Genomic DNA, 26,209 nt, shown 5'->3' with positions numbered 1-26,209 from the left:
TTGGAAATGATCGCTTTATTCCAGGCGAGAGCAGCGCGTTGAAGGAGGACGCTCAGAGCCAAAGGCTGTAGCCGCTTCAGACTAAAGTCGGGTGGTAGCCCGTCAAAGCCATCTGCCATCATTTGCGATCAACATTGATTTGATCAATTTACCTGGCCAGAAATGATTCGCCAGATGGATTGCTATTGCCTTTCTTTCATCTGCTTTACCGATGCACTGCTGGAGCTTTTCATGCCTTTCCCTTTGCTGCACTCATTCCGACCGCTGCGTTATCCAACGGTGGGCCTCGGCGCCCTGTGCCTGTGCGCGGGTTTTACCGCCCGGGCCGAGGCCGCGGGTTTCTTCGAAGACAGCAGCGCCAAGCTCGAGTCGCGCACCATCTACTTCAACCGTGACTTCCGCGACGGCCATACCGGCAATGATCAGGGTGCCTCCAAGCGCGAAGAGTCGGCGCAAGGGTTCATTCTCAACCTGCAATCGGGCTACACCGAAGGCACCGTCGGCTTTGGTATCGACGCGCTGGGCATGCTCGGTTTCAAGCTCGACTCCAGCCCCGACCGCAGCAACAGCGGCCTGCTGCCGTCCAGCGGCCAGGACCCGCGGGGCTCCAAGGACCAGTACGCCAAGCTCGGCCTGACGGCCAAGGTGCGCCTGTCGCAGAGCGTGCTCAAGTACGGCGCGCTGCTGCCGGACTTGCCGCTGCTCAAGTACAACGACGGGCGCCTGCTGCCGACTATGTTCAACGGCGCCATGCTCACGTCCAAAGAGATCAAGGACCTGACGTTCACGGCCGCGCGGCTGGACAAGTACACCGCCCGGGACTCCACGGACGCCCAGGACATCCGCGTGCACTGCAAGAACAAGCGGTATGCCTGCAACGTCACCGCCGACCATTTCGACATGTACGGCATCGATTACAAGTTCAACGACCGCCTGACCGGCCAGTATCACTACGCCGAGCTGGAGGACATCTACCGCCAGCACTTCATCGGCCTGCTGGCCAACCAGCCACTGGGCCAGGGCGTGCTCAAGGCTGACCTGCGCCTGCTCAAGAGCGCCGACAGCGGCGCTGAGCGCGCTGGCTCCATCGATAACCGCGCCCTGAGCGGCATGCTCGGTTACGCCATCGACGGTCATACCTTCAGCGCTGGCTGGCAGCGCATGAACGGCGACAACTCGATGCCTTACCTCGATGGCAGCAACCCGTACCTGGTCAACTATGTGCAGGTCAACGACTTCGCCGCTGCCCAGGAGCGCTCCTGGCAGTTGCGCTACGACTACGACTTCAAGGCCATCGGCATCAACGGCCTGAGCTTCCTGACCCGCTATGTCAGCGGCGACCATATCAAGGTCCCGGGCAGTGACCAGGAAGGCCGCGAGTGGGAACGCGACAGCGAACTCAAGTACGTGGTGCAGAGCGGCACCTTCAAGGACGTCAGCCTGCGTTTGCGTAACGCCACCTACCGCAGCAACTACGAAAAATACGCCCGGGACGTGGACGAGACGCGGCTGATCGTCAGCTACAACTTCTCGATTCTCTGACGGCGCTGCCAGAACCTGAATCCGCGATCTGTCTGGATAAACGCATTGGCTGGTTTACGACTGCTTCGCAGCCGTTCGCAGGCTGCGCCAGCGGCTACAGGGATCGCGGTGTTTGTGTAGCCGCTGCCGAGCCTGCGAGGCTGTGATCGACTACGCAGTAGTCGCGATCTGCACGCGGTCATCTCAGATAGATCGCGTTGCTGGGTTTTGCGGCTGCCTTGCAGCCGATCGCAGGCTGCGCCAGCGGCTACAGGGATCGCGGTGTTTGTGTAGCCGCTGCCGAGCCTGCGAGGCTGCGATCGACTACGCAGTAGCCGCGATCTGCACGCGGTCATTTCAGATAGATCGCGTTGCTGGGTTTTGCGGCTGCCTTGCAGCCGATCGCAGGCTGCGCCAGCGGCTACAGGGATCGCGGTGTTTGTGTAGCCGCTGCCGAGCCTGCGAGGCTGCGATCGACTACGCAGTAGCCGCGATCTGCACGCGGTCATTTCAGATAGATCGCGTTGCTGGGTTTTGCGGCTGCCTTGCAGCCGATCGCAGGCTGCGCCAGCGGCTACAGGGAGTGCGCAGGCGGGGAGATGTGCGCAAGCGCCGTTCGGGCTGTTACAGCCAATGCCAGAAGCGGCTCCAGAAGCCGCGGTCCAGCTCTTCCCGGCAACTGGCGTATTGCTGGCCGTACAGGCTGGAACGGCTTTGCACTTTCATCGCCACGGTCTGCAGCCAGGGCTTGGCCGTATAGGTCTGCCGGCGGTAGCCGCCCCAGCCTTCGTGGTAGTTCAGATACTGGCGGTAGGCGTCCTGCTTGGTCACGCCGTTGACCCGTGTGGTCTGGTCCATGTACCAGCCGATAAAGTCGGTGGCGTCAGCGAAGTTGGTGCGGCTGGCCCAGTAGTTGTCGCCCTTGCGCTGGTAGTCGCCCCAGACTTCGTCCTTGGCCTGCGGGTAGCCGGCCGCCGTGCTCACCCGGCCCCAGGGAATCACCCACAACAGGTATTTGCGTGGCGGCAAGGCGTCCTGCTTGAAGCTCGATTCCTGGTAGATGATCGACAGCGGCACCTGGATCGGCACCCCCCATTTCTCTTCGGTGGCCTTGGCGGCTTTGTACCAGTCGCTTTTCTCGCGAAAGATCTCGCAGATGTCGTTGGGGTTGGCCGGCGGCGAGGTCGCGCAGCCGGTCAGGATGAGAGGGAAGACTACGGCGGCACAGGCAAAGCGGGTCAAAGGTAAGGCTCTATTCGGGTCGATGGGGGCGCCAATGTGGTACGAATGCGGCGCCCCTGCGATCAGTTCAGTTGGTGGCGATAGGGCAGGTCCGGTCCGGTCTTGCCACAGGTCAGCGCCGCGGCGCGGATGGCGAACCTGAGCATCTGGTCGATCTGGTCCCGGCTCAAGCCCGCCACACCTTCCAACGAATCCAGCTGTCGTTCGGTCAGCCAGGCAATCAAGGCGGCCTGGAAGGTGTCGCCGGCGCCCACGGTGTCGGCCATCTTAATCGGCATGGCCGGCGCCGACCAGCGGCCATGCACCCGGCTGAACACCGTCGCGCCCTCTGCGCCGCGGGTCAGGAACACCAGCTGGCAGTGATGCTGCAGCCAGCCTTCGATCACGTGCTGTGGGTCCTGGTCGGGGTAGAGCAGGTGCAAGTCCTCGTCGCTGACCTTGATCAGGTCGGCCAGCCGGACCAGGGTGTCGATGCGCTGGCGCCACAGCTGGATGTCCGGAGCCGGGTTGAGGCGCACGTTGGGGTCGAGGCTGATCAGGCGCTGCCCGCGCTCGCGACGCACCAGCGCCAGCAGGGTGTCGCCAATCGGCTGCACCACCAGGGAAAACGAGCCGATGTGCAGGCCGCGCACCCGGCTGTCGAGCGGCGGCAGGTCGCTGAGCTGCAACTGGCGGTCGGCGCAGCCTTCGCCACGGAAGCTGTATTGCGGCGAGCCGTGGGCGCCCACCGCGACCATCGCCAGGGTGGTCGGCGCCTCGAGGTGCAGCAGGTAGCCGTCGCCCACGCCTTCGTCGCGCAGCACCTGCAACAGGCGCCGGCCGAGGTAGTCGGTGGACAGCCCGGCGAACAGCGCCGCGTCCACGCCCAGGCGGCGCAGACCGACCGCGACATTGAAGGGCGAACCGCCGGCGATGGCCTGGAAGTTGACCCGCGATGCCCGACCGCTGGCATCGTTTTCGCTGAAAAAATCGAACAGTGCTTCACCACAGACCAGATACATAGTCATTCGCTCTTCAAAAGGGTTGTCACATGCTGTTGGTAACGTTCATAGGCCTGCTGATAGGCCGCGACATTGGCCGCTATCGGCAAGGTTTCGCTGCTTGCATCGAGCCTCACGCAGCGCTGGCACAACTGCGCCAGGCTCTGCGGCCGGTCGCTGCTGCGGGAATGGCACCAGGCCGCCTGGATCGCCGCGCCCAGGGCCGCCGCTTCGCTCTGCTCGGTGCAGACCACCGGGGTGTGCATGATATCGGCGACCATCTGCCGCCACAGCGGGCTTTTCGAACCGCCGCCGATCAGGCGGATGCCCTGGCTTTGCAGGCCGTTGTGGCGCAGCAGGTCCAGACCGTAGCGCAGGCCGAAGGTGGTGCCCTCGACCACCGCGCGGCACAGGTTGGCCCGGGTCAGGTTGTCGGCGGTCAGCCCCAGCAGGCTGCCGCTGGCATGGGGCAGGGCGGGGACCCGCTCGCCGTTGAGGAACGGCAGCATGCACACGCCCTCGGCACCGATCGGCGCCTGCGCCACCAGTCGGTTGAAGGCGTCGATATCCAGCTCGAACAGTTCGCGCACCGCGCCGGTGGCATTGGTCAGGTTCATGGTGCAGATCAGCGGCAGCCAGCCGCCGCTGGAGGAACAGAAGGTCGCCACCGCGGCGTCCGCGCTGACCCGTGGTTGCTCGGCGTAGGCGTACAGGGTGCCGGAGGAACCCAGGCTCATGGTGATCGCCCCGGGCTGGATATTGCCGGTGCCGATGGCCCCGAGCATGTTGTCGCCGCCACCGCTGGACACCAGCGCCCGCGGGTTGAGGCCCAGGTGCCAGGCAAGCTCCGGCAGCAGTGTGCCCACCGGCTGGTCGGCTTCGAGCAGTTCCGGCAAGGCGGCTTCCAGGCGGCCGTCGGGGTCGATGTGCCGGAGCAGTTCCAGGTCCCACTGGCGGCTGCGCACGTTGAAATAGCCGGTACCCGAGGCATCGCCGTATTCGCTGCAGCAGCGGCCGGTCAGCCAGTAATTCAGGTAGTCGTGGGGCAGCAGCACATGGGCGATGCGCTGGAAGATCTGCGGATGCTGTTCCCGGGTCCACAGCAGTTTCGACACCGTGTAGCCGGGGGCAATCGCCACGCCGAGGCGCTCCAGGGAGCCCTGTTCGCCGCCCAGGTAATCCAGCAGGCGCTGGTTCTGCGGGGTGGATTCGGTGTCGCACCAGAGCTTGGCCGGGCGCAGCACCTGGCCCTGCTGGTCGAGCAGGACCAGGCCGTGCTGTTGGCCGGAGACGCCGAGGCCGAGGATGTCCAGGCCGCTGACCCCCGCCGTCAATAACGCGTGGCGGGTGGCCAGGGTGAACGCCTCGCGCCATTGCTCGACGTCCTGTTCACGGCGGCCGTTAGCGCCGCTGATCAGGCTGTGGGGCGCTGCGCCCAGGCCCAGTACTTCACCGCTGGTGGCGTCGAGGACGATGGCCTTGGTGCCCTGGGTGCCGCAGTCGATGCCGAGGAAAAGCTGTTGCGTCGTCATGGATGAACCTGCACAAAATTAATCAAACCCACTGTAGCCGCTGCCGAGCCTGCGAGGCTGCGACCGGTTTGGGCGGCATTCCGACGTAGCAATCGCAAAACCTGAGTCCGCGATTTGCCTGGAGAAACGCGTTGGCAGGATTTGCGTCGGCTACGCCGCCGATCGCAGCCTTCGGCAGCGGCTACAGGTGCGACGGCGGTGTAGCCGCTGCCGAGCCCGCGAGGCTGCGATCGATTGCGTAGCAATCGCAAAACCTGAGTCCGCGATCTGCCTGGATCAACGCACCCGCGACAGGCAAGCATCAGCGGTCCCGGGCCAACACCCGCTCCAGGGTGCGGGTCACGCCGTTGTCGCGCAGGCTGCTGTAGCAGCGTTCGAAGGCTTCGACAAAGGCCGGCGAGTTGGGGATGGCGCTGCCGAAGATCTCCTCGACCGCTAACAATCGCTGGCTGATCAGTGCGTCGTCCGCCACCAGCGCCTGGCAGAACGCGGCGCGCGGGTCGGGAATGCGGTAGGTGTCGCCGTTTTCGTCCACGCCCTTGAGGTACCGGGCCCAGGCGGCGACGACCAGGGCGGCGCGTTCGGTGTCGCGGCCATCGGCGATCAGGCGATTGAGGGTCGGCACGCTGAACTTGGGCAGCTTCGACGAGCCGTCGGAGCAGACCCGCTCCAGCTGGTCGGCAATCGCCCGGTTGGAGAAACGCGCCACCAGGGTGTCCTTGTAGTCGTCCAGGTCGATGCCCGGTACCGGTGCCAGTTGCGGGGTCACGTCCAGGTCCATGTAGGCGCGCATGTACGCCACGAACAGCGGGTCGGCCATAGTCTCGTGGACAAAGCGATAACCCTTGAGGAACCCCAGGTAGGTCAGGGCCAGGTGGCTGCCGTTGAGCAGCTTGATCTTCATCTCCTCATAGGGCGTGACGTCGTCGGTGAATTGCACGCCGACCTTTTCCCAGGCCGGCCGGCCGCTGACGAACTTGTCTTCCAGCACCCATTGCGCAAAGGGCTCGCAGACCACCGGCCAGGCGTCGTCGATGCCGTGCTGGTCGTGCAGTTGCAGGCGGTGGGCGGTGCTGGTCATCGGCGTGATGCGGTCGACCATGGCATTGGGGAAACTGACGTTGGCGGCGATCCAGTCGCGCAGGTCGGCGTCGCGCTGCCCGGCGAAGGCCAGCAGCGCCTTGCGGGTCACCGCGCCGTTGTGCGGCAGGTTATCGCAGGACATCAGGGTAAAGGCCGCGACCCCGGCCGCCCGGCGCTGGGCCAGGGCCGCGCAGAGAAAGCCGAACACGGTCTGCGGCTGCTGCGGGTGGGCCAGGTCGTGCTGGATCTGCGGCAGGTGGGCCATGAACTCGCCGCTGCTGTCGTCGATGCAGTAGCCACCTTCGGTGATGGTCAGCGAGACGATGCGGATCTGCGGGTCGGCCAGTTTGTCGATCAGCGCCCGGGCGCCGTCCTCGGCCAGCAGCATGTCGCTAATGGCGCCGATCACCCGCACTTCGGCGGCGTCGCTGTCGCCCAGCTCGAACAGGGTGAACAGGTAGTCCTGGCCGGCCAGGTCGTCGCGGGCGCGGCGGTCCTCGGCGCGCAGGCCGACCCCGCAGATGCTCCAGTCCAGGCCTTCGCCGGTGTTCATCAGGGCATCGGTGTAGTAGGCCTGGTGCGCCCGGTGGAAACCGCCCACGCCGATATGCACCATGCCTTGCCGGGTCTCGGCCAGGTCGTAGGCGGGCAGGCGGACTTCAGGGGCCAGGCGGTGGAGGTTGTGTCGGTTCAGTTTCATCGTTCGGTTCTCGTTCAGGCGGCGGCGCGCAGCGGCCTGGCCACGGCCACGCCGTCGGCATCGAAGAGGTGGCAGTGCTCGGCGTCCAGGTTCAGGCTCAGCTGCTGGCCATAGGCGCTGGCCAGGTCGCCGCGGATACGCATCGTCAGGGCTTCGCCGGAGGCGGTGACGACGTGGCAGAAGGTGTCGCTGCCCAGGCGTTCGCTGACGTCGGCGGTGACCTGCAGGGTGCAGTCGCCGGGCCGGGCCAGCTCCAGGTGTTCGGGACGAATGCCCAGGGTCACCGGGCTGTCGACGCTCAAGTGGGCGCCGCTCTGCGGCAGCTGGATGCGGGTGCCGGCCTCCAGCAGCACCTCGCAGCCCTGGCCATCGACCCGGCTCAGCCGGCCCTTGAGAAAGCCCATCTTCGGCGTGCCGAGGAAACCGGCGACAAACAGGTTGGCCGGGCTGTGGTACAGCTCCAGCGGCGAGCCCACCTGTTCCACGCGCCCGCCGTTGAGCACCACCACCTTGTCGGCCAGGGTCATGGCTTCGACCTGGTCGTGGGTCACGTAGATCATGGTCGCCTGCAGCTCTTTATGCAGGCGCGCCAGCTCCAGGCGCATCTGCACCCGCAGCGCCGCGTCGAGGTTGGACAGCGGCTCGTCGAACAGGAAGATCTTCGGGTTGCGCACGATGGCCCGGCCAATCGCTACGCGCTGGCGCTGGCCGCCGGACAGCTGCTTGGGCTTGCGCTCGAGCATCGGCCCCAGTTCGAGGATGCGCGCCGCTTCGTCGACCTTCTGTTGCACCTCGGCTTTCGGCACGCCGGCCAGGTCCAGGGCAAAGGACATGTTCTTGCGCACGCTCATGTGCGGGTACAGGGCGTAGGTCTGGAACACCATGGCCAGGTCGCGCTTGGCCGGGCTGACCTCGGTGATGTCGCGGCCATCGAGCTCGATGGTGCCGCCGCTGACTTCCTCCAGGCCGGCGATCAGCCGCAGCAGGGTGGATTTGCCGCAGCCCGAGGGGCCGACGAAGACCACAAACTCCTTGTCGCGCACCTCCAGGTCGATACCCTTGATGATGGAAAAACCTTCGAAGCCTTTTTGCAGGTTGTTGATTTTCAGGTTGGCCATGGAATCTCTCCGGATTTCAGAATTTCGGTGTAGCCGCTGCCGCAGGCTGCGATAAGGCTCGAAGAGCCTTCCCTCGATCTTGAAAAGCACGACCCCTTCGGGGCCGATCGCAGCCTTCGGCAGCGGCTACGGGGTTTTGATCAAGGTTTGGAGCAGCATTGATCAAGGGTGGCGTTCGGTTTATTTCACGGCGCCGAAGGACAGGCCGCGCACCAGTTGTTTCTGGCTGATCCAGCCGAAGATCAGGATCGGCGCGCAGGCCAGGGTCGAGACCGCCGAGAGCTTGGCCCAGAACAGCCCTTCGGGGCTGGAGTAGGAGGCGATCAGCGCGGTCAGCGGCGCGGCGTTGGACGAGGTCAGGTTCAGCGACCAGAACGCCTCGTTCCAGCACAGGATCAGCGACAGCAGCACGGTGGAGGCCAGCCCGCCCTTGGCGATCGGCAGCAGCACCCGGAGCATTTCCTGGCCCAGGGTCGCGCCGTCCAGCCGCGCGGCCTCGAGGATGTCCCGGGGGATGTCCTTGAAGTAGGTGTAAATCATCCAGACCACGATCGGCAGGTTGATCAGGGTGTAGATCGCGATCAGCGCGATGCGTGTGTCCAGCAGGCCAAAGCTCTTGGCCAGCAGGTAGATCGGCATCAGCACGCCCACCGGCGGCAGCATCTTGGTCGACAGCATCCACAGCAGGGTGCGCTTGGTATTGCGGGTCTCGTAAAAGGCCATGGAGTAGGCCGCCGGCACCGCGATCAGCAGGCACAGGGCGGTGGCGCTGAAGGAGATCACCACCGAGTTCCAGGCGAAAGCGAAGTAGTTGCTGCGCTCGTTGATATGCAGGTAGTTCTCCAGCGTCGGCGTGAAGATGAACTGCGGCGGCGTGGCAAAGGCGTCGATTTCGCTCTTGAAGCTGGTCAGCAGCATCCAGAAGATCGGGAAGAAGATCAGGATGGCGATGGCCCAGGCCAGGGTGCCGAGCAGCAGGCTTTGCAGGCGGCGGGATTGTTGCAGGGTCATGGCGCGCACCTCAGGGCTTGTCAGTCAGGTTTTTGCCGAGCATCCGTACCAGGACGATCGCGGCGATATTGGCGATGACCACGGCGATCAGGCCGCCGGCCGAGGCCATGCCGACGTCGAACTGCACCAGCGCCTGGTTGTAGATCAGGTAGGCGAGGTTGGTCGAGGCGTAGCCCGGGCCACCGTTGGTGGTGGTGAATATTTCGGCGAACACCGAGAGCAGGAAGATGGTCTCGATCATCACCACCACTGCGATGGGCCGCGCCAGGTGCGGCAGGGTCAGGTGCCAGAAGATCGCGACGGCCCCGGCGCCATCCAGGCGCGCGGCTTCCTTCTGTTCCTGGTCCAGCGACTGCATGGCGGTCATCAGGATCAGGATGGCGAACGGCAGCCACTGCCACGAGACAATGATGATGATCGACAGCAGCGGGTAATGGGCCAGCCAGTCCACCGGCTGGGCGCCGAACAGCTTCCACACGGCGGCGAGAATCCCCGACACCGGGTGGAAGATCAGGTTCTTCCAGATCAGCGCGCCCACCGTGGGCATGATGAAGAACGGCGAGATCAGCAGCACCCGGACAATGCCGCGGCCGAGGAACTCGCTGGCCTCCAGCAGGGCGCTGATCAGCACCCCGAACACCACGCTGATCAGCAGCACGCTGCCCACCAGCAACAGGGTGTTGGCGGCCCCGGGCAGAAAGCCCGAGTCGCTGAGGAAGTAGCTGAAGTTCTCCAGGCCGACGAACTGGTTCTCGCCGGGGTACAGCAGGTTGTAGCGGATCAGCGAGAAATACAGGGTCATGCCCAGGGGCACGATCATCCACAGCAGCAACAGCGCCACCGAGGGGCTGACCAGGAACCAGCCGGGGTTGAGCAGGCGGCGCTTGCGCGCGACCTGGGGCATTTGCAGATGAGCATTGGCAGTCGAGGTATTCATGGCGATCACAACCGTTCCGGTGCAGATGCGTTCCCTCCCGTAGGAGCGAGCTTGCTCGCGATCACGCCGAAGGCGTGGAAAGCATCGCGAGCAAGCTCGCTCCTACAGGTACAGGGATGGGGGATTACTTGGGGTAGCCGGCGCGTTTCATTTCGCGTTCGGTGGTCTGCTGGGCGGCGGCCAGGGCCTGGTCGACCGTGGTCTGGCCGATCAGCGCGGCGGAGAACAGCTTGCCGACCTGGGTGCCGATGGCCTGGAACTCGGGGATGGTCACCAGCTGGATACCGATGTAGGGCACCGGCTTGAGGGTCGGCCTGGTCGGGTCGGCGACTTTCAGCGACTCCAGGGTCACCCTGGCGAATGGCGCGGCCTGCATATAGGCCTCGCTGTAGGTGGAGGCGCGGGTGCCTGGCGGCACGTTGGCGATGCCGTCTTGCGCGGCGACCAGGGCCCCGTATTCCTTGGAGGTGGCCCAGGTGGCGAAGGTCCGCGCGGCGTCCTTGGCCTTGGAGCTGGTGGGGATCGCCAGCGCCCAGGAGTACATCCAGGCGCTGCCCTTGTCGGTCACCTGCTGCGGCGCGTAGGTAAAGCCGACGTGTTCGCTGACCTTGCTCTGCGACTTGTCGGTGACGAAGGAGCCGGCGACGCTGGCGTCGACCCAGATCGCGCACTTGCCGCTGTTGAACAGCGCCAGGTTCTCGTTGAAACCGTTGCTGGAGGCGCCGGGCGGGCCGGCCTTTTTCATGGTGTCGACGTAGAAGGCCAGGGCGTTTTTCCATTCCGGCCCGGTGAATTCCGGCTGCCACTGCTCATTGAACCAGCGCGCGCCGAAACCGTTGGCCAGGGTGGTGATCAGGGCCATGTTCTCGCCCCAGCCGGCCTTGCCGCGCAGGCAGATGCCGTACTGTTCCTGCTCGGGTTTGTTGAGCTTGCCGGCGAACTCGCCGATCTGTTCCCAGGTCGGGTGTTCGGGCATGACCAGGCCGGCGTCCTTGAACAGGTCGGTGCGGTAGTAGGTCATCGAGCTTTCGGCGTAGAACGGCAGGGCGTACAGCGTGCCCTTGGCCGACAGGCCTTCGCGGACCGAGGGGAAGATGTCCTGCAGGTCATAGGCGGCGGGCAGGTCCTGCATCGGTTGCAGCCAGCCCTTGGCGCCCCACAGCGCGGCTTCGTACATGCCGATGGTCAGCACATCGAACTGCCCGCCCTGGGTGGCGATGTCGGTGGTCAGACGCTGGCGCAGCACGTTCTCTTCGAGCACCACCCAGTTCAGCTTGATGTCCGGATGCTCGCTCTCGAAGGCCTTCGAGAGTTTCTGCATGCGGATCATGTCGCTGTTGTTGACGGTGGCGATGGTCACGGTCTGGGCGCCGAGGCTGACGCCGCTTAAGGTCATGCAGGTGGTGACGAGCAGGGCTTTGATGCAAGGTTTCATCGTGCACTCCTCTTCCGGGCCCGGTGGGCGGCAGAAGGACGGTTATTGTTGTTGTGTCTTCCGGATGCTGGGAAGAATGTGGGGCTGATTACAGCCCTCAACGACCGCGCTGACAAATCATCCCTGACACTCGAATCGATACTTTTTTGCACTGCGATGAAAGCCTTCGCCCGGCGCAAGCCGCCATGGACCAAGGATCAGCGTGTTCCGACCCGGTAAAGCCGCGGAGATTGCGTATTGGTTTTTTTGCCGAAGCGGCCGGCACCAGCGTGTGGGGAGCGCAGCGACGAAGCCCCGGGCAACGAGGCTTCGTACTGAGGGGCAGGGTCAGAACGTATAGGTGGCCGACAGGATCGCCGCGCGGGCGTCGCCGTACTCGATGGCCGAGGAGCGTGTCGTCGAGCCGCTCTGCTGGCGCACCCGTTCCACGTAGTCCTTGTCGAACAGGTTATTGACGTTCAACTGCAGGTCGAGGTTGTGGTTGACCTTGTAGCCGAGCATAGCGTTGTGCACCCAGTAGGCGTCCAGCTTGGCGCGGGTGCTGGAGCTGACGTTGCGCTCGCTGACATAGCGAGTGCCGTAACCCAGGGTCCAGCCGGCCGGCAACTCGTAGGTGGTCCACAGGTTGAGCGAGCGCGGCGGCGTGTTGCCCAGGGCCTGGCCCTTGCGCGCGATGCCCGAGGCGGTGTTCGCCGCGTTGAGGATTTCGCTGTCGAGGAAGGTGTAGTTGGCGAACACATCCCACTGCTCGCTGACATGCCCGGTGACGCCGATTTCCACGCCTTGCACCCGCTGCTTGCCGGCCAGTTGGGTCGAGCCGTCGGCCATGGTTTCCCGGGCGTTGCTCTTCTCTACGCGAAACAGCGCGGCGTCCAGCTCCAGGCGCTTGTCCAGCAGCTCCCACTTGGTGCCCAGTTCCCAGGTTTCGTTCTTCTCCGGCGCCAGGTCCTGGTTGCCCTTGCTCAAGCCGCCGCCGGTGGAGGCCAGGTTCTCGGCGGAAGGGTTGAAGGAGTTGCCCCAGGCGGCATAGATGCGCCCGTTCTCGGTCGGCTTGAACACCAGCCCGGTGCGCGCGCTGGCCTTGTTCGTGTCCGAGGCCAGGCTGTCGTTTTTCACATGGCTGGCCGAGTACTTGTCGACGTCGCCCTTGATCTTGTCGTAGCGCAGGCCGAGGTTGAGGTCCCAGCGCTCGCTCAGGGCGATGGTGTCGAACAGGTAGTACGCCTGGCCCTTGAGGGTGGTCTCGGTGTAGCCGCTGGTGGCCTTGTTGACCGGGCCGTTCCAGCGCCCGGGCGGGCTGCCCAGGGTATAGCCGTTGCGCGGATACAGGGCCGTGCTCAGGCTGTGGTTGTAGGTCTTCAGGTCGAGGGTTTCCCGCGACAGTTCCAGGCCCGCCACCAGGTCGTGGCGCATGCCGGCGAACTCGAAGTCGCCGATCAGGTTGGTCTGGTTGATCCACATTTCGGTGGTGGCGTCGCGCCCGTAGGCCTGGGGCCCGGCCGGGCGGTAGCGACCCGCCGGCACGCCGCTGGTGTTGACATGGGACGCCGAGACCACGGTGTCGCGCGCGGTGCGGCTGTAGCGCGTGAGGTTCTGCAGGCGCAACTGGTCGTTGAAGTCATGCTCGAAGTCGGCGGTGAAGGCGTTCTGTTCGATCTCTTCCTTGTCGAGGTTCTTCCAGCCGAAATAGGCATCGCGCTTGACCCCGGCCAGCTTCTTGCCGTCGAGCGCCGGTACGCCGTAGTCCGGCAGGTTGTCGTCGCTCTGGTGGAAGGCGCTGAGGGTCAGCCGGGTGGCGTCGCTGAAGCCCAGGCGCAACGAGGGCGCGAGGCCCCAGCGCTCGCGGTCGATCTTTTCGCGGCCGGGCACATCGTTCTGATGGCCCATCAGGTTGATCCGCACCGCGCTGTCCTGGCCGACGCCTTCCAGCGGCTGGTTGCTGTCCAGCGTCAGGCGGTAGTAATTGTCGCTGCCGAGGCTGCCGCCGAGGCGGGTGAAGGCCTGGTTCTTCGGTTGCTTGCTGACCACGTTGATGCTGCCGCCGGTGGTGCCGGCGCCGCCGAACACCGAGTTGGGGCCCTTGATGACCTCCACCTGCTCGACGTTGAAGGTGTCGGAACGGTTGGTCTGCGCGCTGTCGCGCAGGCCGTCGATCTGCATGTTGCTGTTGGCCGAGAAGCCGCGGATGTTGATGCTGTCCCCCGAGCCGCCACCGCCTTCGCCGGCATTGAAAGTGATGCCCGACACGTTCGACAGCACCTGGCGCAGGCTCAGCGCCTGCTGTTCCTGGATCAGCTTGGGTGGCACCACGGTGATGGTCTGCGGGGTGTCCAGCAGCGGCGCCACGTACTTGGCGGAGGCCGAGCGTTCGGTGCGGGAACCGGGTTGCTCGGCTTCGACCTTGATGTTGTCCAGTTGCAGGGATTTCTGCCGTTCGCCGGCTTCGGCCGCGCCGGCGCAGGAGGCCAGGGCAAGGCCCAGGGTAGAGGCCAGCAGGCGATGGGGTGGCAAGGCAGATGGGGCTTTCGTTTGCATAAGAAACGCTCTCTTTTTGGTGAGAGTTAATCCTATTTGAGATTGATTGCTAAGAACGGCTGCGAGGGGGCTATTGCGGCTATCCCGCGAAATTTAGGACGTTTCGCAATGGAAGCCAGTAAAAGTCACCACTGGGCATCGGACGTATGCTGCACTTTAGATAAAAGCGCTCTGGCTTTTTACCGGTCACTGCCTAAGATGACCGGCCATTTCTTCATGCAGGAAACCGTTCAGCGCGATGTCGGAAAAAGACACCATCTCCATGCAACTGGTGCGCGAAGCGCTGCTGCAAAGCTGCGCCCCGGGTGCCGCCAGCGAAGAAGTGCTGCTCAAGGCCGGTATCGACCCGGCCCAGCTGGACGTCAGCGCCGCCCGCGTGCCCGCGCTGGCCTATGCCCGGCTGTGGCGCCTGCTGGCCCGGCGCACGGACGACGAGTTTTTCGGCATGGACCCGCGCAAGCTGAAATCCGGCAGCCTGGCGTTTCTCTGTCGCACCGCCATGGCCCGGCAGAACCTGGCCGCGGGCCTGGAATCCGGGCTGGCGTTCCTGTCGCTGATGCTCGAACGGCTGCCGGCCCAACTGGTGCGCCAGCAGAGCCTGGCGGAGATCGTCCTGCTGGAGGATGAGCAGGCGCCGCGCCGCGCCTTCACCTATTTCACCTACTGGATGATCGTCCACGGTGTGGCTTGCTGGCTGGCCGGGCGGCGCATCCCGATCCTGGCCATCGAGCTGCGCTGCCCGGAACCGGATTTCTGCGACGATTACCAGGTGATGTTCTCGCAGAACCTACGCTTCGACCGGCCTCGCACGCGGATGATCATTGCCGCCGACTGCCTGGACCTGCCGATCAAGCGCAGTGACGAGGAGCTCAAGCGCTTCCTGGCCCAGGCGCCGGCCAACATCCTGGTCAAATACCGCGACCCGCAGAGCCTGGCCAGCCGCATCAAGCACGACCTGCGCCAGCTGCCCGCCGCGCAGTGGCCGGAGACCGAGAGCCTGGCCCACAGCCTGTGCATGTCGGCCTCGACCCTGCGCCGCCGCCTGGCGGAAGAAGGGCAGACCTACCAGGGCCTCAAGGACGGGGTGCGCAAGGAGCTGGCGATCGCCTGGCTGGCCGAGCCGCAGATCAGCTTCACGGAAATCGCCAGCCGCCTGGGCTTCGCCGACGCCAGCTCGTTCTACAAGGCCTTTCGCAAATGGTCCGGCTCCAACCCCGGGCACTATCGCAGCCTGATCCTCAACGACCCGACCTGAGCGCCTCCCTGCAGCCGCTGGCGCAGGCTGCGATCAACCGGAACGGTCGCAAAGGCGTGCAGCGCGGTGTCTCTGATGCACCGCGTCAAGGCTGATAGCGAGTCCTGCGGCCTCGATCGCAGCCTGCGGCAGCGGCTACGGGGAACCTGGGTAGCCGCTGCCGAGCAGCGCGAGGCTGCGACCGGCAACGCAGTTGCCGCAAAACCTGGGCCTGCCGTGCGTCAGGCAGAACGCGTCGCCCGGCTTGCGACCGCTGCGCAACCTCGCAGGCTCAGCAGCGGCCACACCGATTCCTGTAGCCGCTGCCGAGCAGCGCGAGGCTGCGATCGGCAACGCAGTTGCCGCGAAACCTGAGCTTGCGGTGCGTCAGGCAAAACGCGTCGCCCGGCTTGCGACCGCTCGCGGTCGAACGCAGCCTCGCAGGCTCGGCAGCGGCTACAGGGGGGTGGTCGCCATGGGATTCTTGGCCAAACCAGTCACGCAACTTGAAAGCTTTGACCATTGTCCCGTCCGGGCCGTGGCGCCAGTATTTGCCCGATGTCTTTGTGGTTCCCATTGGTTCCCATCCTAATAAGAACAGCGAGGGATTCTGGCAATGCGCGATTACCTGTTTGCCACGGCACACTTCAATTATCAGCACACCGTCGACGCGGCCCTGCACGGCTCCTTGTCGGCCCTCAATGCCTGCGTCGAATGCTGTGACCGGCACGCCTTGCCGGGGCGCATCGCGCTGTTCTGGGAGGGCCGCGACGGCAGTAGCGCGACCTATACCTTCAGCGAGTTGCAGGACCAGGCCGCGCGTTTCGCCAACTTCCTGCTGGCCCAGGGCGTGGGCCAGGGCGACAAGGTCGCCGGCCTGCTGCCGCGCAACGTCGAACTGTTGATCGCGGTACTCGCCACCTGGCGCATCGGCGCGGTCTACCAGCCGCTGTTCACCGCCTTCGGCCCCAAGGCCATCGAACACCGCCTGAACAGCTCCGGGGCCAAAGTGGTGGTGACCGACGCGGTCAACCGGCCAAAGCTCAATGAGGTGGCCGACTGCCCGACCATCGTCACGGTCGCGGGCGCCAAGGGCCAGGGCATCGTCCGCGGCGACTTCAGTTTCTGGGCCGAGCTGGGCAATTACCCGGCGCAGTGCGAACCCGTGCTGCTGACCGGCGAAGACCCGTTCCTGCTGATGTTCACCTCCGGCACCACCGGCCCGTCCAAAGCCCTGTACGTGCCGCTCAAGGCCATCGTCGCGTTCCAGAGCTACACCCGCGACGCCGTCGACCTGCGCCCCGAAGACGCGTTCTGGAACGTCGCCGACCCGGGCTGGGCCTATGGCATCTACTTCGGCGTCACCGGCCCGCTGGGCCTGGGCCACCCGATTACCTTCTACGATGGGCCCTTCACCCTGGAAAGCACTTGCCGGGTGATCAACAAATACGGGATCAGCAACCTCACCGGTTCACCGACTGCGTATCGCCTGCTGATCGCCGGCGGCGACGAGTTCGCCCGCTCGATCAAGGGCAAGCTGCGCATTGTCAGCAGCGCCGGCGAGCCGCTGAACCCGGAGGTGATCCGCTGGTTCGCCGACAACCTTGGCGTGGTGATCCACGACCATTACGGCCAGACCGAGCTGGGCATGGTCCTGTGCAACCACCACGGCCTGGAGCACCCGGTGCATGTCGGCGCGGCCGGTTTCGCCTCGCCCGGCCACCGCATCGTGGTGCTCGACGAGCAGCACCAGGAACTGTCGGTGGGCCAACCGGGGATCCTCGCCATCGACCGCAGCCAGTCGCCGATGTGCTGGTTCAACGGCTACCACGGCGTGGTGACCAAGGCCTTCGTCGGCAATTACTACCTCAGCGGCGACACCGTGGAGCTGAACCCGGACGGCAGCATCAGCTTCGTCGGGCGCAGCGACGACGTGATCACCACCTCCGGTTACCGGGTCGGCCCGTTCGACGTGGAAAGCGCGCTGATCGAGCACCCGGCGGTGGTCGAGGCGGCGGTGATCGGCAAGCCCGACCCGGAGCGCACCGAACTGGTCAAGGCCTTCGTCGTGCTCAGCCCGCAGTACCGCGCCGCGCCGGAGCTGGCCGAAGAACTGCGCCAGCATGTGCGCAAACGCCTGGCCGCGCACGCGTATCCCCGTGAAATCGAATTTGTCAGCGAATTGCCGAAAACCCCAAGCGGCAAGTTGCAGCGCTTCATCCTGCGCAACCAGGAAATCGCCAAGGCTCAAGAGGCCGCGGCGCACAAGGCTTCGGCCTGAATTACCCAGGAACTCATGATGCACATCGAAAACAAGGTTTTTCTCGTCAGCGGCGGCGCTTCCGGTCTCGGCGCGGCCACCGCGCAGATGCTGGTCAAGGCCGGCGCCCAGGTGATGCTGGTGGATCTCAACGCCGAGGCCGTCGCGGCCCAGGCGCGCCAGCTCGGCTGCCAGAGCACGGTCGCCGATATCACTGACGAAGCGGCCGCCGAAGCGGCGGTGCAGGCCACGCTCAAGGCGTTCGGCGGCTTGCACGGGCTGGTCAACTGCGCCGGCATCGTGCGCGGCGAGAAGATCCTCGGCAAGCACGGTCCCCATGCCCTGGCCAGCTTCAGCCAGGTGATCAACGTCAACCTGATCGGCAGCTTCAACCTGATGCGCCTGGCCGCGGCGGCGATTGCCGAAGGCGAGCCGAACGCCGACGGCGAGCGCGGGGTGATCATCAACACCGCCTCGGCGGCGGCCTTCGACGGGCAGATCGGCCAGGCCGCCTATGCCGCCTCCAAGGGCGCCATCGCCAGCCTGACCCTGCCGGCCGCCCGCGAACTGGCGCGCTTCGGCATCCGCGTGATGACCATCGCCCCGGGCATTTTCGAAACCCCGATGATGGCCGGCATGAGCGACGAAGTCCGCGCGTCCCTGGCCGCCGGCGTGCCGTTCCCGCCACGCCTGGGCAAGCCGGACGAGTACGCCGCCTTGGTCGGGCATATCATTAGCAACAGCATGCTCAATGGCGAGGTGATCCGTCTCGACGGCGCCTTGCGCATGGCAGCCAAGTAAAGAGGATTGATCATGAACCAGGATCCGATCGTTATCGTCAGCGCCGTCCGCACCCCCATGGGCGGCTTCCAGGGCGAGTTGAAAAGCCTGACCGCGCCGCAGCTCGGCGCCGCCGCTATCCGTGCCGCCGTCGAGCGTGCCGGGGTGGCCAGCGACAGCGTCGATGAAGTGCTGTTCGGCTGTGTGCTACCGGCCGGTCTCGGCCAGGCGCCGGCCCGTCAGGCGGCGCTGGGCGCCGGGCTGGACAAGGCTACCCGCTGCACCACCCTGAACAAGATGTGCGGTTCCGGCATGGCCGCGACCATCGCCGCCCACGACATGCTGCTGGCCGGCAGCGCCGACGTAGTGATCGCCGGCGGCATGGAAAGCATGTCCAACGCGCCTTACCTGCTGGATCGTGCGCGCAGCGGCTATCGCATGGGCCATGGGCGGGTGCTCGACCACATGTTCCTCGACGGCCTCGAAGACGCCTACGACAAGGGCCGCCTGATGGGCACCTTCGCCGAAGACTGCGCCGAGACCAACGGCTTCAGCCGCGAAGCCCAGGATGCCTTCGCCGTGGCCTCGCTGACCCGCGCCCAGCAGGCGATCAAGGACGGCAGCTTCAAGGCGGAAATCGTGCCGCTGCAGGTCACCGTCGGCAAGGAACAGCAGACCATCAGCGACGACGAACAGCCGCCCAAGGCCAGGCTGGACAAGATCGCCACGCTGAAACCGGCGTTCCGCGACGGCGGCACCGTCACCGCGGCCAACTCCAGCTCAATCTCCGACGGCGCCGCGGCCCTGGTGCTGATGCGCCGTTCCGAGGCCGAGCAACGGGGCCTCAAGCCGCTGGCGGTGATCCACGGTCACGCGGCGTTCGCCGACACCCCGGGGCTGTTCCCGGTGGCCCCGGTCGGGGCGATCAAGAAACTGATGAAGAAGACCGGCTGGTCGCTGGATCAGGTCGAGCTGTTCGAAATCAACGAAGCCTTTGCCGTGGTCAGCCTGGTCACCATGCAGAAGCTGGAAATCCCCCACGACAAGGTCAACGTCCACGGCGGCGCCTGTGCCCTGGGCCATCCGATCGGCGCGTCCGGCGCGCGGATCCTGGTGACCCTGCTCTCGGCCCTGCGCCAGCAAGGCCTGAAGCGCGGCGTCGCGGCCATCTGCATCGGCGGCGGCGAAGCCACGGCCATGGCCGTCGAATGCCTGTATTAAGGAATCACCATGCTGCCTAATGACGAACAACAGCAGATCAGCGACGCGGCCCGGCAGTTCGCCCAGGAACGCCTGAAGCCGTTCGCCGCCGAATGGGATCGCGAGCATCGCTTCCCCCGCGAGGCCATCGGCGAGATGGCCGGGTTGGGCTTTTTCGGCATGCTGGTGCCGGAGCAGTGGGGCGGTTGCGACACCGGTTACCTGGCCTACGCCATGGCCCTGGAAGAGATCGCCGCCGGCGACGGTGCCTGCTCAACCATCATGAGCGTGCACAACTCGGTGGGCTGCGTGCCGATCCTCAAGTTCGGCAGCGACGAACAGAAAGAGCGTTTCCTCAAGCCCCTGGCCAGCGGTGCCATGCTCGGCGCCTTCGCCCTGACCGAACCCCAGGCCGGCTCCGACGCCAGCAGCCTGAAAACCCGGGCGCGGCTGGAGGGCGAGCATTACGTGCTCAACGGCTGCAAACAGTTCATCACCTCCGGGCAGAACGCCGGGGTGGTGATCGTGTTCGCGGTGACCGACCCGGCGGCCGGCAAGCGCGGCATCAGCGCCTTTATCGTGCCCACCGACTCGCCGGGCTACAGCGTCGCGCGGGTGGAAGACAAGCTCGGCCAGCACGCCTCCGACACCTGCCAGATTCTCTTCGAGGACGTGAAGGTGCCGCTGGCCAACCGCCTGGGCGAGGAGGGCGAGGGCTACAAGATCGCCCTGGCCAACCTTGAAGGCGGTCGCGTGGGCATCGCTTCGCAATCGGTGGGCATGGCCCGCGCGGCCTTCGAGGCCGCCCGTGATTACGCCCGCGAGCGGCAGAGCTTCGGCAAGCCGATCATCGAGCATCAGGCGGTGGCCTTCCGCCTGGCGGACATGGCCACCCAGATCGCCGTGGCGCGGCAGATGGTGCACTACGCCGCGGCCCTGCGCGACAGCGGCAAGCCAGCGCTGGTGGAGGCGTCGATGGCCAAACTGTTCGCCTCGGAAATGGCCGAGAAGGTCTGTTCCGCCGCCTTGCAAACCCTGGGCGGCTATGGCTACTTGAACGACTTTCCGCTGGAGCGCATCTACCGCGACGTGCGGGTCTGCCAGATCTACGAAGGCACCAGCGACATTCAGCGCATGGTCATTTCGCGCAACCTCTGACTTTTAGCAGGAGCTGATCCATGAGTTACGAAACCATTCTGTTGGAGATCAAGGACCGCGTCGGCCTGATCACCCTCAACCGCCCGCAGGCGCTGAACGCCCTCAACGCGCAGATCGTCAGCGAGCTGAACCAGGCCCTGGACAGCCTGGAAGCCGATCCACGGATCGGCTGTATCGTCCTCACCGGCTCGAAGAAGGCCTTCGCCGCCGGCGCCGACATCAAGGAAATGGCCGAGCTGACCTACCCGCGGATCTACATGGACGACCTGTTCAGCGACAGCGACCGGGTGGCCAACCGGCGCAAGCCGATCATCGCCGCGGTCAACGGTTTTGCCCTGGGCGGCGGCTGCGAGCTGGCGCTGATGTGCGATTTTATCCTGGCCGGCGACAACGCCAAGTTCGGCCAGCCGGAAATCAACCTCGGCGTGCTGCCGGGCATGGGCGGCACCCAGCGCCTGACCCGCGCCGTGGGCAAGGCCAAGGCCATGGAAATGTGCCTGACCGGACGTTTTATCGATGCGGTGGAAGCCGAGCGTTGCGGCATCGTCGCGCGCATCGTGCCGGCCGATGAGCTGTTGGACGAGGCGTTGAAAGTCGCGGCGCTGATCGCCGGCAAATCGCTGCCGGTGAGCATGATGATCAAGGAAAGCGTGAACCGCGCCTTCGAAGTCAGCCTCTCGGAAGGCGTGCGTTTCGAGCGCCGGGTGTTCCATGCGGCCTTCGCCACCGAGGACCAGAAGGAAGGCATGGCGGCGTTTATCGCCAAGCGCGAGGCGCAGTTCAAGGACAAATAGTCCGGGCTGTCGCTACCCATAAAAAATCGCAGCCTTGGCTGCGATTTTTTTTGTGCGGTGTTTGTACGGAAGCTATCGCGGGCAACGCGTGTGCCTGTAACCATTGGCGCAGCCTGCGATCGACCGGTACGGTCGCAAGGCGGGCGACGCGGTTCAATGGATGGGCCGCGTCAGGGCTGACAGCGAGTCCTTCGGCCTCGATCGCAGGCTGCGCCAGCGGCTACATCTCGGCGTGCCCGCGATGCTTTTAGGCGGTCACAACAGATAGTGCTTCAGCTCCCGGGTGATCAGCATGCGCTGGATCTCGCTGGAGCCTTCGTAGATCTGGGTGATCCGTGCGTCCCGGTAGTAACGCTCCACCGGGTAGTCCTCGAGGTAACCGTAGCCGCCGTGGATCTGGATCGCCGAGGAGCAGACCTTCTCGGCCATTTCCGAAGCGAACAGCTTGGCCTGGGAGGCTTCCGACAGGCATGGCAGGCCGGCGCTGCGCAGGCGCGCGGCATGCAGGATCAGCAGGCGCGCGGCGTTGAGGCGAGTGTGCATGTCGGCCAGCAGGTTGGCGATGCTCTGGTGCTCGATGATCGGTTTGTCGAACTGCACCCGTTCGCGGGCGTAGGCCAGCGCCGCCTCGAACGCGGCGCGGGCAATGCCCAGGGCCTGGGCGGCGATGCCGATGCGGCCGCCTTCGAGATTGGACAGGGCGATGGCCAGGCCCTTGCCGCGTTCGCCCAGCAGGTTGGCCTCGGGGACGGTGCACTGGTTGAGGGTCACCGCGCAGGTGTCCGAAGCGCGGATGCCCATCTTGTGTTCGCTGCGATCGACGATAAAACCCGGGGTGTCGGTGGGCACCAGGAACGCCGACAGGCCTTTCTTGCCCAGCTCCGGATCGGTCACCGCGAAGACGATGGCCAGCTTGGCGCGCCGGCCGTTGCTGACGAACTGCTTGGCGCCGTTGATCACCCACTGGCCGTCCTTGAGTTCGGCGCGGGTGCGCAGGTTGTGGGCTTCGGAACCGGCCTGGGGTTCGGTCAGGCAGAAGCAGCCGATCGCCTGGCCGCTGGCCAGGTCCGCCAGCCAGGTCTGTTTCTGCTCCTCGCTGCCGTAGTTGAGGATCGGCCCGCAGCCCACCGAGTTGTGGATGCTCATCAGCGCACCGGTGGCGCCGTCGCCGGCGGAGATTTCTTCCACCGCCAGGGCGTAGGCCACGTAGTCGACGTAGGTGCCGCCCCATTCCTCGGGCACCACCATGCCCAGCAGGCCCAGCTCGCCCATCTTCGCCACCAGGGCGTCGTCGATCCAGCCGGCCTTTTCCCAGGCCTGGGCATGGGGGGCGATTTCACCGCGGGCGAAGTCCCGGGCCATGTCGCGGATCATCACCTGCTCTTCGCTCAATTCAATGTCGTGCATGGCTCAGCTCCGGCTCGGGTCGAAAGCACTGAAGAAACTCGCCACATGCGCGGCGTCCAGCGCCTGCAGGGTCGGTGGGTTCCAGCGTGGGTTCTTGTCTTTGTCGATCAGCAGGGCGCGCACGCCCTCGATCAGGTCGCCGCGCTCGAACCACTGGCGGTCCAGGTGCAGCTCCAGGGCGAAGCAGTGTTCCAGGCTCAGCTGGCGGCCGCGCCGGAGCATTTCCAGGGTCACGGCCATGGCCAGCGGCGAGCGAGTCGAGAGCAGGTCGGCGGTGCTGACAGCCCATTCATGAGTATCGCCCAGGGTCACTTCGCGCAGCTGTTGCACGATGCTCGGTACATCGGCCTGGGCAAAGAAGTGGTCGATGGCCGGGCGCAGCGCCGCCAGTGGCGCGTCCGGCAGTTGCTGCACACCGAGCCTGGCCAGCAGGCCCTGCAGGTCCTTGAGCGGGGTGTCGTGCCATTGCAGGCTGTCGAGGCGCTGGTCCAGCAGGCTCAGCTGGTCGCTCTCCAGGTACCAGTCCGCCAGCCCGCAGTACAGGGCATCGGCGGCGCGAATCTGCACACCGCTGACCCCCAGGTAGATGCCCAGCTCGCCGGGAATACGCGACAGGAAATAACTGCCGCCGACATCCGGGAAATAACCGATGGCCACTTCCGGCATCGCCAGGCGGCTGCGCTCGGTGATCAGGCGCAGGTCGGCGCCCTGGACCAGGCCCATGCCGCCGCCGAGGACAAAACCGTCCATCAGCGCCAGCACCGGCTTGCGGTAACGGTGGATCGCCAGGTCCAGCGCGTATTCCTCGACGAAGAATTCCTCGTGCAGGGTCTGGCCGTTCTGGTAGCTGTCGTACAGGGTGCGGATATCGCCACCGGCGCAGAAGGCTTTTTCGCCGGCGCCGCGCAGGACCACCGCGTGCACCTGCGGATCCTGGGCCCAGGCATCGAGCTGGCGTTGCAGGGTGCGCACCATGCCGAGGGTGATGGCATTGAGGCCGGCGGGGCGGTTGAGGGTCAGGTGACCGATGTGGTTGCGGACTTCGGCCAGTACGTCCTGTTGCGAGGCCTCGACCGACGTGGCGCCGGCGTCTCGCGTGGCCTGGGATGGAACCTGAGCAGTCATCACTAACTCCCTGCTTTTATTGTTCTTTATAGGTGTGTTCGCGCGCGAACGATGAGGGATCGTAACAGTGCAAATTTGCCATGTACAACCCGGATAACTGCAGGTTGGCTGTGCATTTTTGCATGGGGCGCAGCCGCCTTCGACGCTGCTTGTGGTGCAGCCGAAGCCTGCATGGCGGGCCCGTATTTATCCGCCGTCCAGGCGCGCCGGACGACGCGCGCCGCTACAATGGCGCTCGACTTTCGTGATCCCGAGGCAACATGGACATCGACCTGGCCCGCACCTTTTTGCAAATCGTCCGCAGCGGCAGCCTGATCGCCGCGGCCGAGCGCCTGCACCTGACCCAGACCGCGATCAGCGCCCGGGTGCAGAACCTCGAAGGCCAGCTCAACTGCAAGCTGTTCGTGCGCAACCGCGCCGGGGCCCGGCTGACCGCCGACGGCGAAGCGTTCATCGTCTACGCCAACCAGCTGGTGCAGACCTGGGAAGCCGCCCAGCGTGACCTGCCGCTGCTGGCCGGTTATCGCAACGTGCTGCACATCGGCGGTGAAGTCAGCCTGTGCAACCCGCTGATGCTCAACTGGGTAAGGCGCTTGCGCCAGGCGATTCCCAGCCACGCGGTGCGCAGCCAGATCGCCGAAGGCGCGAGCCTGCAACGCCAGCTGGAACTCGGCGTGCTGGACGCCGCGCTGGTGTTCCAGCCGGTGTACGGGCCGGGGTTGCAGGTCGAGCAGTTGCTCGAGGAAAAGCTGATCCTGGTGCGCCTGGCCGGCAACCCCGAGCCTTATGTGTACATCGATTGGGGCGAGGATTTCCGCCGCCAGCACGACGCGGCGCTGCCGGACCAGGCCAAGGCCGCGGTGGGTTTCAACCTCGGGCCGCTGGCCTTGCAGTTCATTCTCGAAGACGGTGGCAGCGGCTACTTCCGCACCCGGGTGGTGCAAAGCTATCTGGACAGCGGCGTGCTGGAACGGGTGGAAAAGGCCCCGGAATTCAATTTCCCGACCTACCTGCTGTACGCCCGCGAACGGGATTCGGCCCAGTTGCAGCAGGCCTTCGAGGTGCTGCGCGAAGTCATCGCCAGCGACACCGACTGGTCGCAGCGTTGGGATCCGATGATCTGAGTCGTAAAACGCGGCGCCTGGTTTACGACCGCTTCGCGGTCGAGCGCAGCCTGCGGCAGCGGCTACAGGGATTGTGGAGCCTGTGTAGCCGCTGCCGAGCCCGCGAGGCTGCGATCGGCAACGCAGTCGCCGTAAAACCTGAGTCCGCGATCTGTCCGGATAACCCCGATCACACCCGCGGCGCCAACACCTCGCCAATACTGCGCCGGCGCGCATGGGCCTCACTGGCGTGGATCAGTTGTTCCAGATCTTGCGGCGTGACGTCGAAGAATTCCTGCATATCATCCAGCGCCAGCTTGAGGTCGGCGGCGGTGATGGCCAGGGTATCGGTGGATAGCTGATCGGCGGGCAGTTGGGGCGCGGGTTCGCTCTGGCCCTTGGGGTAGCGGATGCGGGTCAGGTTGTTGTAGGCCAGGGCGCTGAGCAACAGGCACAGCGCCGCGAGCATCACCGGGCCAAGGGCCTGCCAGTCGAGGGCGATGGTGGCCGGGTCGGCCAGCACCATCGTCAGGGCCACTGCGCCGGCCGGCGGATGCAGGCAGTGCAGCCAGCACATCAGCACCAGGGACATGCCGGCGGCCAGGCAGGCGCTGCCCAGGGTGCGCCCGAGCACATGGGCCACCAGCAACGCCAGGACGGCGGCGCACAGGTAGCCGCCGAGGATCGACCAGGGTTGCGCCAGCGCCCCCGACGACACCGCGAACAGCAGCACCGCCGAAGCCCCCAGCGGCCCGATCAGGTGCAGCGCCACCTCCATGCCGAACACCCGGCCGCACAACCAGACACTGAACAGCGTGCCCAAGGCCATGCCGATCGCGGCGCGGCTCCATTCCGAGGGGCGGGTATTGATGGCGGCGGGTTTCCAGCGAGCGAGCATGACGAAGCGATCCAATTCCGGTTTTGCGGGCAAAAAGAAGGGCTTGTCTGGCGCACCAGAAAGCCCTGAAACGTTCCAACATTTGGGGGGAGGAACCGGCACAGTGTGCCGATCAAACCAAACGCCTACAAATTCATAATAATGCTGTTTAAGTGC

General features: G+C 65.4%; 20 protein-coding genes. 8 read left to right on the top strand and 12 right to left on the bottom strand.

Annotated elements, in window-relative coordinates; genetic code table 11:
* The first annotated feature begins 231 nt into the window (after positions 1–231).
* The gene (locus CRO75_RS11290; RefSeq protein ID WP_097135508.1) at positions 232–1,542 is read left to right on the top strand and encodes an OprD family porin; all 1,311 of its coding nucleotides are present in this window, start codon (positions 232–234) and stop codon (positions 1,540–1,542) included.
* Positions 1,543–2,145: 603 nt separating this feature from the next.
* Here CRO75_RS11290 and CRO75_RS11285 read toward each other — a convergent pair.
* The 9 genes from CRO75_RS11285 to CRO75_RS11245 form a co-directional block, all read right to left on the bottom strand.
* Positions 2,146–2,763, bottom strand: a complete 618-nt coding sequence (locus tag CRO75_RS11285; RefSeq protein ID WP_009043799.1) for a hypothetical protein — start codon at positions 2,761–2,763, stop codon at positions 2,146–2,148.
* A gap of 62 nt (positions 2,764–2,825) precedes the next feature.
* Positions 2,826–3,764 carry a carbohydrate kinase gene (locus tag CRO75_RS11280; RefSeq protein WP_097135312.1) on the bottom strand — a complete coding sequence of 313 codons (939 nt, stop codon included), beginning with the start codon at positions 3,762–3,764 and terminating at the stop codon, positions 2,826–2,828.
* Positions 3,765–3,766: 2 nt separating this feature from the next.
* Positions 3,767–5,275, bottom strand: a complete 1,509-nt coding sequence (xylB, locus tag CRO75_RS11275; protein ID WP_097135310.1) for a xylulokinase — start codon at positions 5,273–5,275, stop codon at positions 3,767–3,769.
* Positions 5,276–5,576: 301 nt separating this feature from the next.
* Positions 5,577–7,058 (bottom strand): mannitol dehydrogenase family protein, encoded by a 1,482-nt coding sequence (locus CRO75_RS11270; RefSeq protein WP_097135308.1) that lies wholly within the window; start codon positions 7,056–7,058, stop codon positions 5,577–5,579.
* A gap of 14 nt (positions 7,059–7,072) precedes the next feature.
* Positions 7,073–8,176, bottom strand: a complete 1,104-nt coding sequence (gene ugpC, locus CRO75_RS11265; RefSeq protein WP_097135306.1) for a sn-glycerol-3-phosphate ABC transporter ATP-binding protein UgpC — start codon at positions 8,174–8,176, stop codon at positions 7,073–7,075.
* A gap of 180 nt (positions 8,177–8,356) precedes the next feature.
* The gene (locus CRO75_RS11260) at positions 8,357–9,187 is read right to left on the bottom strand and encodes a carbohydrate ABC transporter permease (protein ID WP_009043804.1); all 831 of its coding nucleotides are present in this window, start codon (positions 9,185–9,187) and stop codon (positions 8,357–8,359) included.
* A gap of 10 nt (positions 9,188–9,197) precedes the next feature.
* Positions 9,198–10,091, bottom strand: a complete 894-nt coding sequence (locus CRO75_RS11255) for a sugar ABC transporter permease (protein ID WP_239990572.1) — start codon at positions 10,089–10,091, stop codon at positions 9,198–9,200.
* Between the two features lie 157 nt (positions 10,092–10,248).
* Positions 10,249–11,559, bottom strand: a complete 1,311-nt coding sequence (locus CRO75_RS11250; protein WP_097135304.1) for a sugar ABC transporter substrate-binding protein — start codon at positions 11,557–11,559, stop codon at positions 10,249–10,251.
* 327 nt (positions 11,560–11,886) lie between these two features.
* Positions 11,887–14,094 carry a TonB-dependent siderophore receptor gene (locus CRO75_RS11245; RefSeq protein WP_097135302.1) on the bottom strand — a complete coding sequence of 736 codons (2,208 nt, stop codon included), beginning with the start codon at positions 14,092–14,094 and terminating at the stop codon, positions 11,887–11,889.
* Positions 14,095–14,332: 238 nt separating this feature from the next.
* Between CRO75_RS11245 and CRO75_RS11240 the strand changes: the two genes are divergently transcribed.
* The 6 genes from CRO75_RS11240 to CRO75_RS11215 all read left to right on the top strand — a co-directional run bounded on the left by CRO75_RS11240 (position 14,333) and on the right by CRO75_RS11215 (position 21,520).
* Positions 14,333–15,349 carry an AraC family transcriptional regulator gene (locus CRO75_RS11240; protein ID WP_009043808.1) on the top strand — a complete coding sequence of 339 codons (1,017 nt, stop codon included), beginning with the start codon at positions 14,333–14,335 and terminating at the stop codon, positions 15,347–15,349.
* A 595-nt stretch (positions 15,350–15,944) separates the two neighbouring features.
* Positions 15,945–17,609, top strand: coding sequence for an AMP-binding protein (locus tag CRO75_RS11235; RefSeq protein ID WP_097135300.1), 1,665 nt, complete (start codon positions 15,945–15,947; stop codon positions 17,607–17,609).
* Between the two features lie 18 nt (positions 17,610–17,627).
* Positions 17,628–18,389, top strand: a complete 762-nt coding sequence (locus tag CRO75_RS11230; protein WP_007925739.1) for an SDR family NAD(P)-dependent oxidoreductase — start codon at positions 17,628–17,630, stop codon at positions 18,387–18,389.
* 9 nt (positions 18,390–18,398) lie between these two features.
* On the top strand, positions 18,399–19,589 hold the full coding sequence (locus tag CRO75_RS11225) for an acetyl-CoA C-acyltransferase (RefSeq protein ID WP_177409743.1): 1,191 nt from the start codon (positions 18,399–18,401) through the stop codon (positions 19,587–19,589).
* 9 nt (positions 19,590–19,598) lie between these two features.
* A complete protein-coding gene (locus CRO75_RS11220) occupies positions 19,599–20,726 on the top strand; it encodes an acyl-CoA dehydrogenase (protein WP_097135298.1) in 1,128 nt (375 codons plus the stop codon).
* A gap of 20 nt (positions 20,727–20,746) precedes the next feature.
* The gene (locus tag CRO75_RS11215) at positions 20,747–21,520 is read left to right on the top strand and encodes an enoyl-CoA hydratase (RefSeq protein WP_097135296.1); all 774 of its coding nucleotides are present in this window, start codon (positions 20,747–20,749) and stop codon (positions 21,518–21,520) included.
* A 255-nt stretch (positions 21,521–21,775) separates the two neighbouring features.
* On the opposite strand, the gene CRO75_RS11210 is transcribed toward CRO75_RS11215, so the two are convergent.
* Together CRO75_RS11210 and CRO75_RS11205 are read right to left on the bottom strand one after the other, a co-directional pair.
* Positions 21,776–22,927: an acyl-CoA dehydrogenase family protein gene (locus CRO75_RS11210; RefSeq protein ID WP_097135294.1), complete on the bottom strand. Its 1,152-nt coding sequence runs from the start codon at positions 22,925–22,927 to the stop codon at positions 21,776–21,778.
* A gap of 3 nt (positions 22,928–22,930) precedes the next feature.
* Entirely contained in the window at positions 22,931–24,052 is a 1,122-nt protein-coding gene (locus CRO75_RS11205) for an enoyl-CoA hydratase/isomerase family protein (protein ID WP_097135292.1), read from the bottom strand.
* A 260-nt stretch (positions 24,053–24,312) separates the two neighbouring features.
* Between CRO75_RS11205 and CRO75_RS11200 the strand changes: the two genes are divergently transcribed.
* Entirely contained in the window at positions 24,313–25,176 is an 864-nt protein-coding gene (locus tag CRO75_RS11200; protein WP_097135290.1) for a LysR family transcriptional regulator, read from the top strand.
* Between the two features lie 169 nt (positions 25,177–25,345).
* Here CRO75_RS11200 and CRO75_RS11195 read toward each other — a convergent pair whose 3' ends face one another.
* A complete protein-coding gene (locus CRO75_RS11195; RefSeq protein ID WP_097135288.1) occupies positions 25,346–26,053 on the bottom strand; it encodes an HPP family protein in 708 nt (235 codons plus the stop codon).
* Between the last annotated feature and the right edge of the window lie 156 nt (positions 26,054–26,209).

The organism is Pseudomonas sp. LAMO17WK12:I10, assembly GCF_900215185.1.
GTDB lineage: Bacteria > Pseudomonadota > Gammaproteobacteria > Pseudomonadales > Pseudomonadaceae > Aquipseudomonas > Aquipseudomonas chlororaphis.
Note: the sequence above shows the minus strand (reverse complement) of the source record. Positions and strands in the feature narration are given on the sequence as shown.

Bases quoted from the DNA above. Each gene is read 5' to 3' on its own strand.
- CRO75_RS11220 (WP_097135298.1), top strand. From the start codon at position 19,599: ATGCTGCCTAATGACGAACAACAGCAGATCAGCGACGCGGCCCGGCAG.
- CRO75_RS11280 (WP_097135312.1), bottom strand. From the start codon at position 3,764: ATGTATCTGGTCTGTGGTGAAGCACTGTTCGATTTTTTCAGCGAAAAC.
- CRO75_RS11255 (WP_239990572.1), bottom strand. From the start codon at position 10,091: ATGCCCCAGGTCGCGCGCAAGCGCCGCCTGCTCAACCCCGGCTGGTTC.
- CRO75_RS11245 (WP_097135302.1), bottom strand. From the start codon at position 14,094: ATGCAAACGAAAGCCCCATCTGCCTTGCCACCCCATCGCCTGCTGGCC.
- CRO75_RS11195 (WP_097135288.1), bottom strand. From the start codon at position 26,053: ATGCTCGCTCGCTGGAAACCCGCCGCCATCAATACCCGCCCCTCGGAA.
- CRO75_RS11235 (WP_097135300.1), top strand. From the start codon at position 15,945: ATGCGCGATTACCTGTTTGCCACGGCACACTTCAATTATCAGCACACC.
- CRO75_RS11260 (WP_009043804.1), bottom strand. From the start codon at position 9,187: ATGACCCTGCAACAATCCCGCCGCCTGCAAAGCCTGCTGCTCGGCACC.
- CRO75_RS11230 (WP_007925739.1), top strand. From the start codon at position 17,628: ATGCACATCGAAAACAAGGTTTTTCTCGTCAGCGGCGGCGCTTCCGGT.
- CRO75_RS11200 (WP_097135290.1), top strand. From the start codon at position 24,313: ATGGACATCGACCTGGCCCGCACCTTTTTGCAAATCGTCCGCAGCGGC.
- CRO75_RS11290 (WP_097135508.1), top strand. From the start codon at position 232: ATGCCTTTCCCTTTGCTGCACTCATTCCGACCGCTGCGTTATCCAACG.
- ugpC (WP_097135306.1), bottom strand. From the start codon at position 8,176: ATGGCCAACCTGAAAATCAACAACCTGCAAAAAGGCTTCGAAGGTTTT.
- CRO75_RS11210 (WP_097135294.1), bottom strand. From the start codon at position 22,927: ATGCACGACATTGAATTGAGCGAAGAGCAGGTGATGATCCGCGACATG.
- CRO75_RS11250 (WP_097135304.1), bottom strand. From the start codon at position 11,559: ATGAAACCTTGCATCAAAGCCCTGCTCGTCACCACCTGCATGACCTTA.
- CRO75_RS11215 (WP_097135296.1), top strand. From the start codon at position 20,747: ATGAGTTACGAAACCATTCTGTTGGAGATCAAGGACCGCGTCGGCCTG.
- CRO75_RS11205 (WP_097135292.1), bottom strand. From the start codon at position 24,052: ATGACTGCTCAGGTTCCATCCCAGGCCACGCGAGACGCCGGCGCCACG.
- xylB (WP_097135310.1), bottom strand. From the start codon at position 5,275: ATGACGACGCAACAGCTTTTCCTCGGCATCGACTGCGGCACCCAGGGC.
- CRO75_RS11270 (WP_097135308.1), bottom strand. From the start codon at position 7,058: ATGAAACTGAACCGACACAACCTCCACCGCCTGGCCCCTGAAGTCCGC.
- CRO75_RS11240 (WP_009043808.1), top strand. From the start codon at position 14,333: ATGTCGGAAAAAGACACCATCTCCATGCAACTGGTGCGCGAAGCGCTG.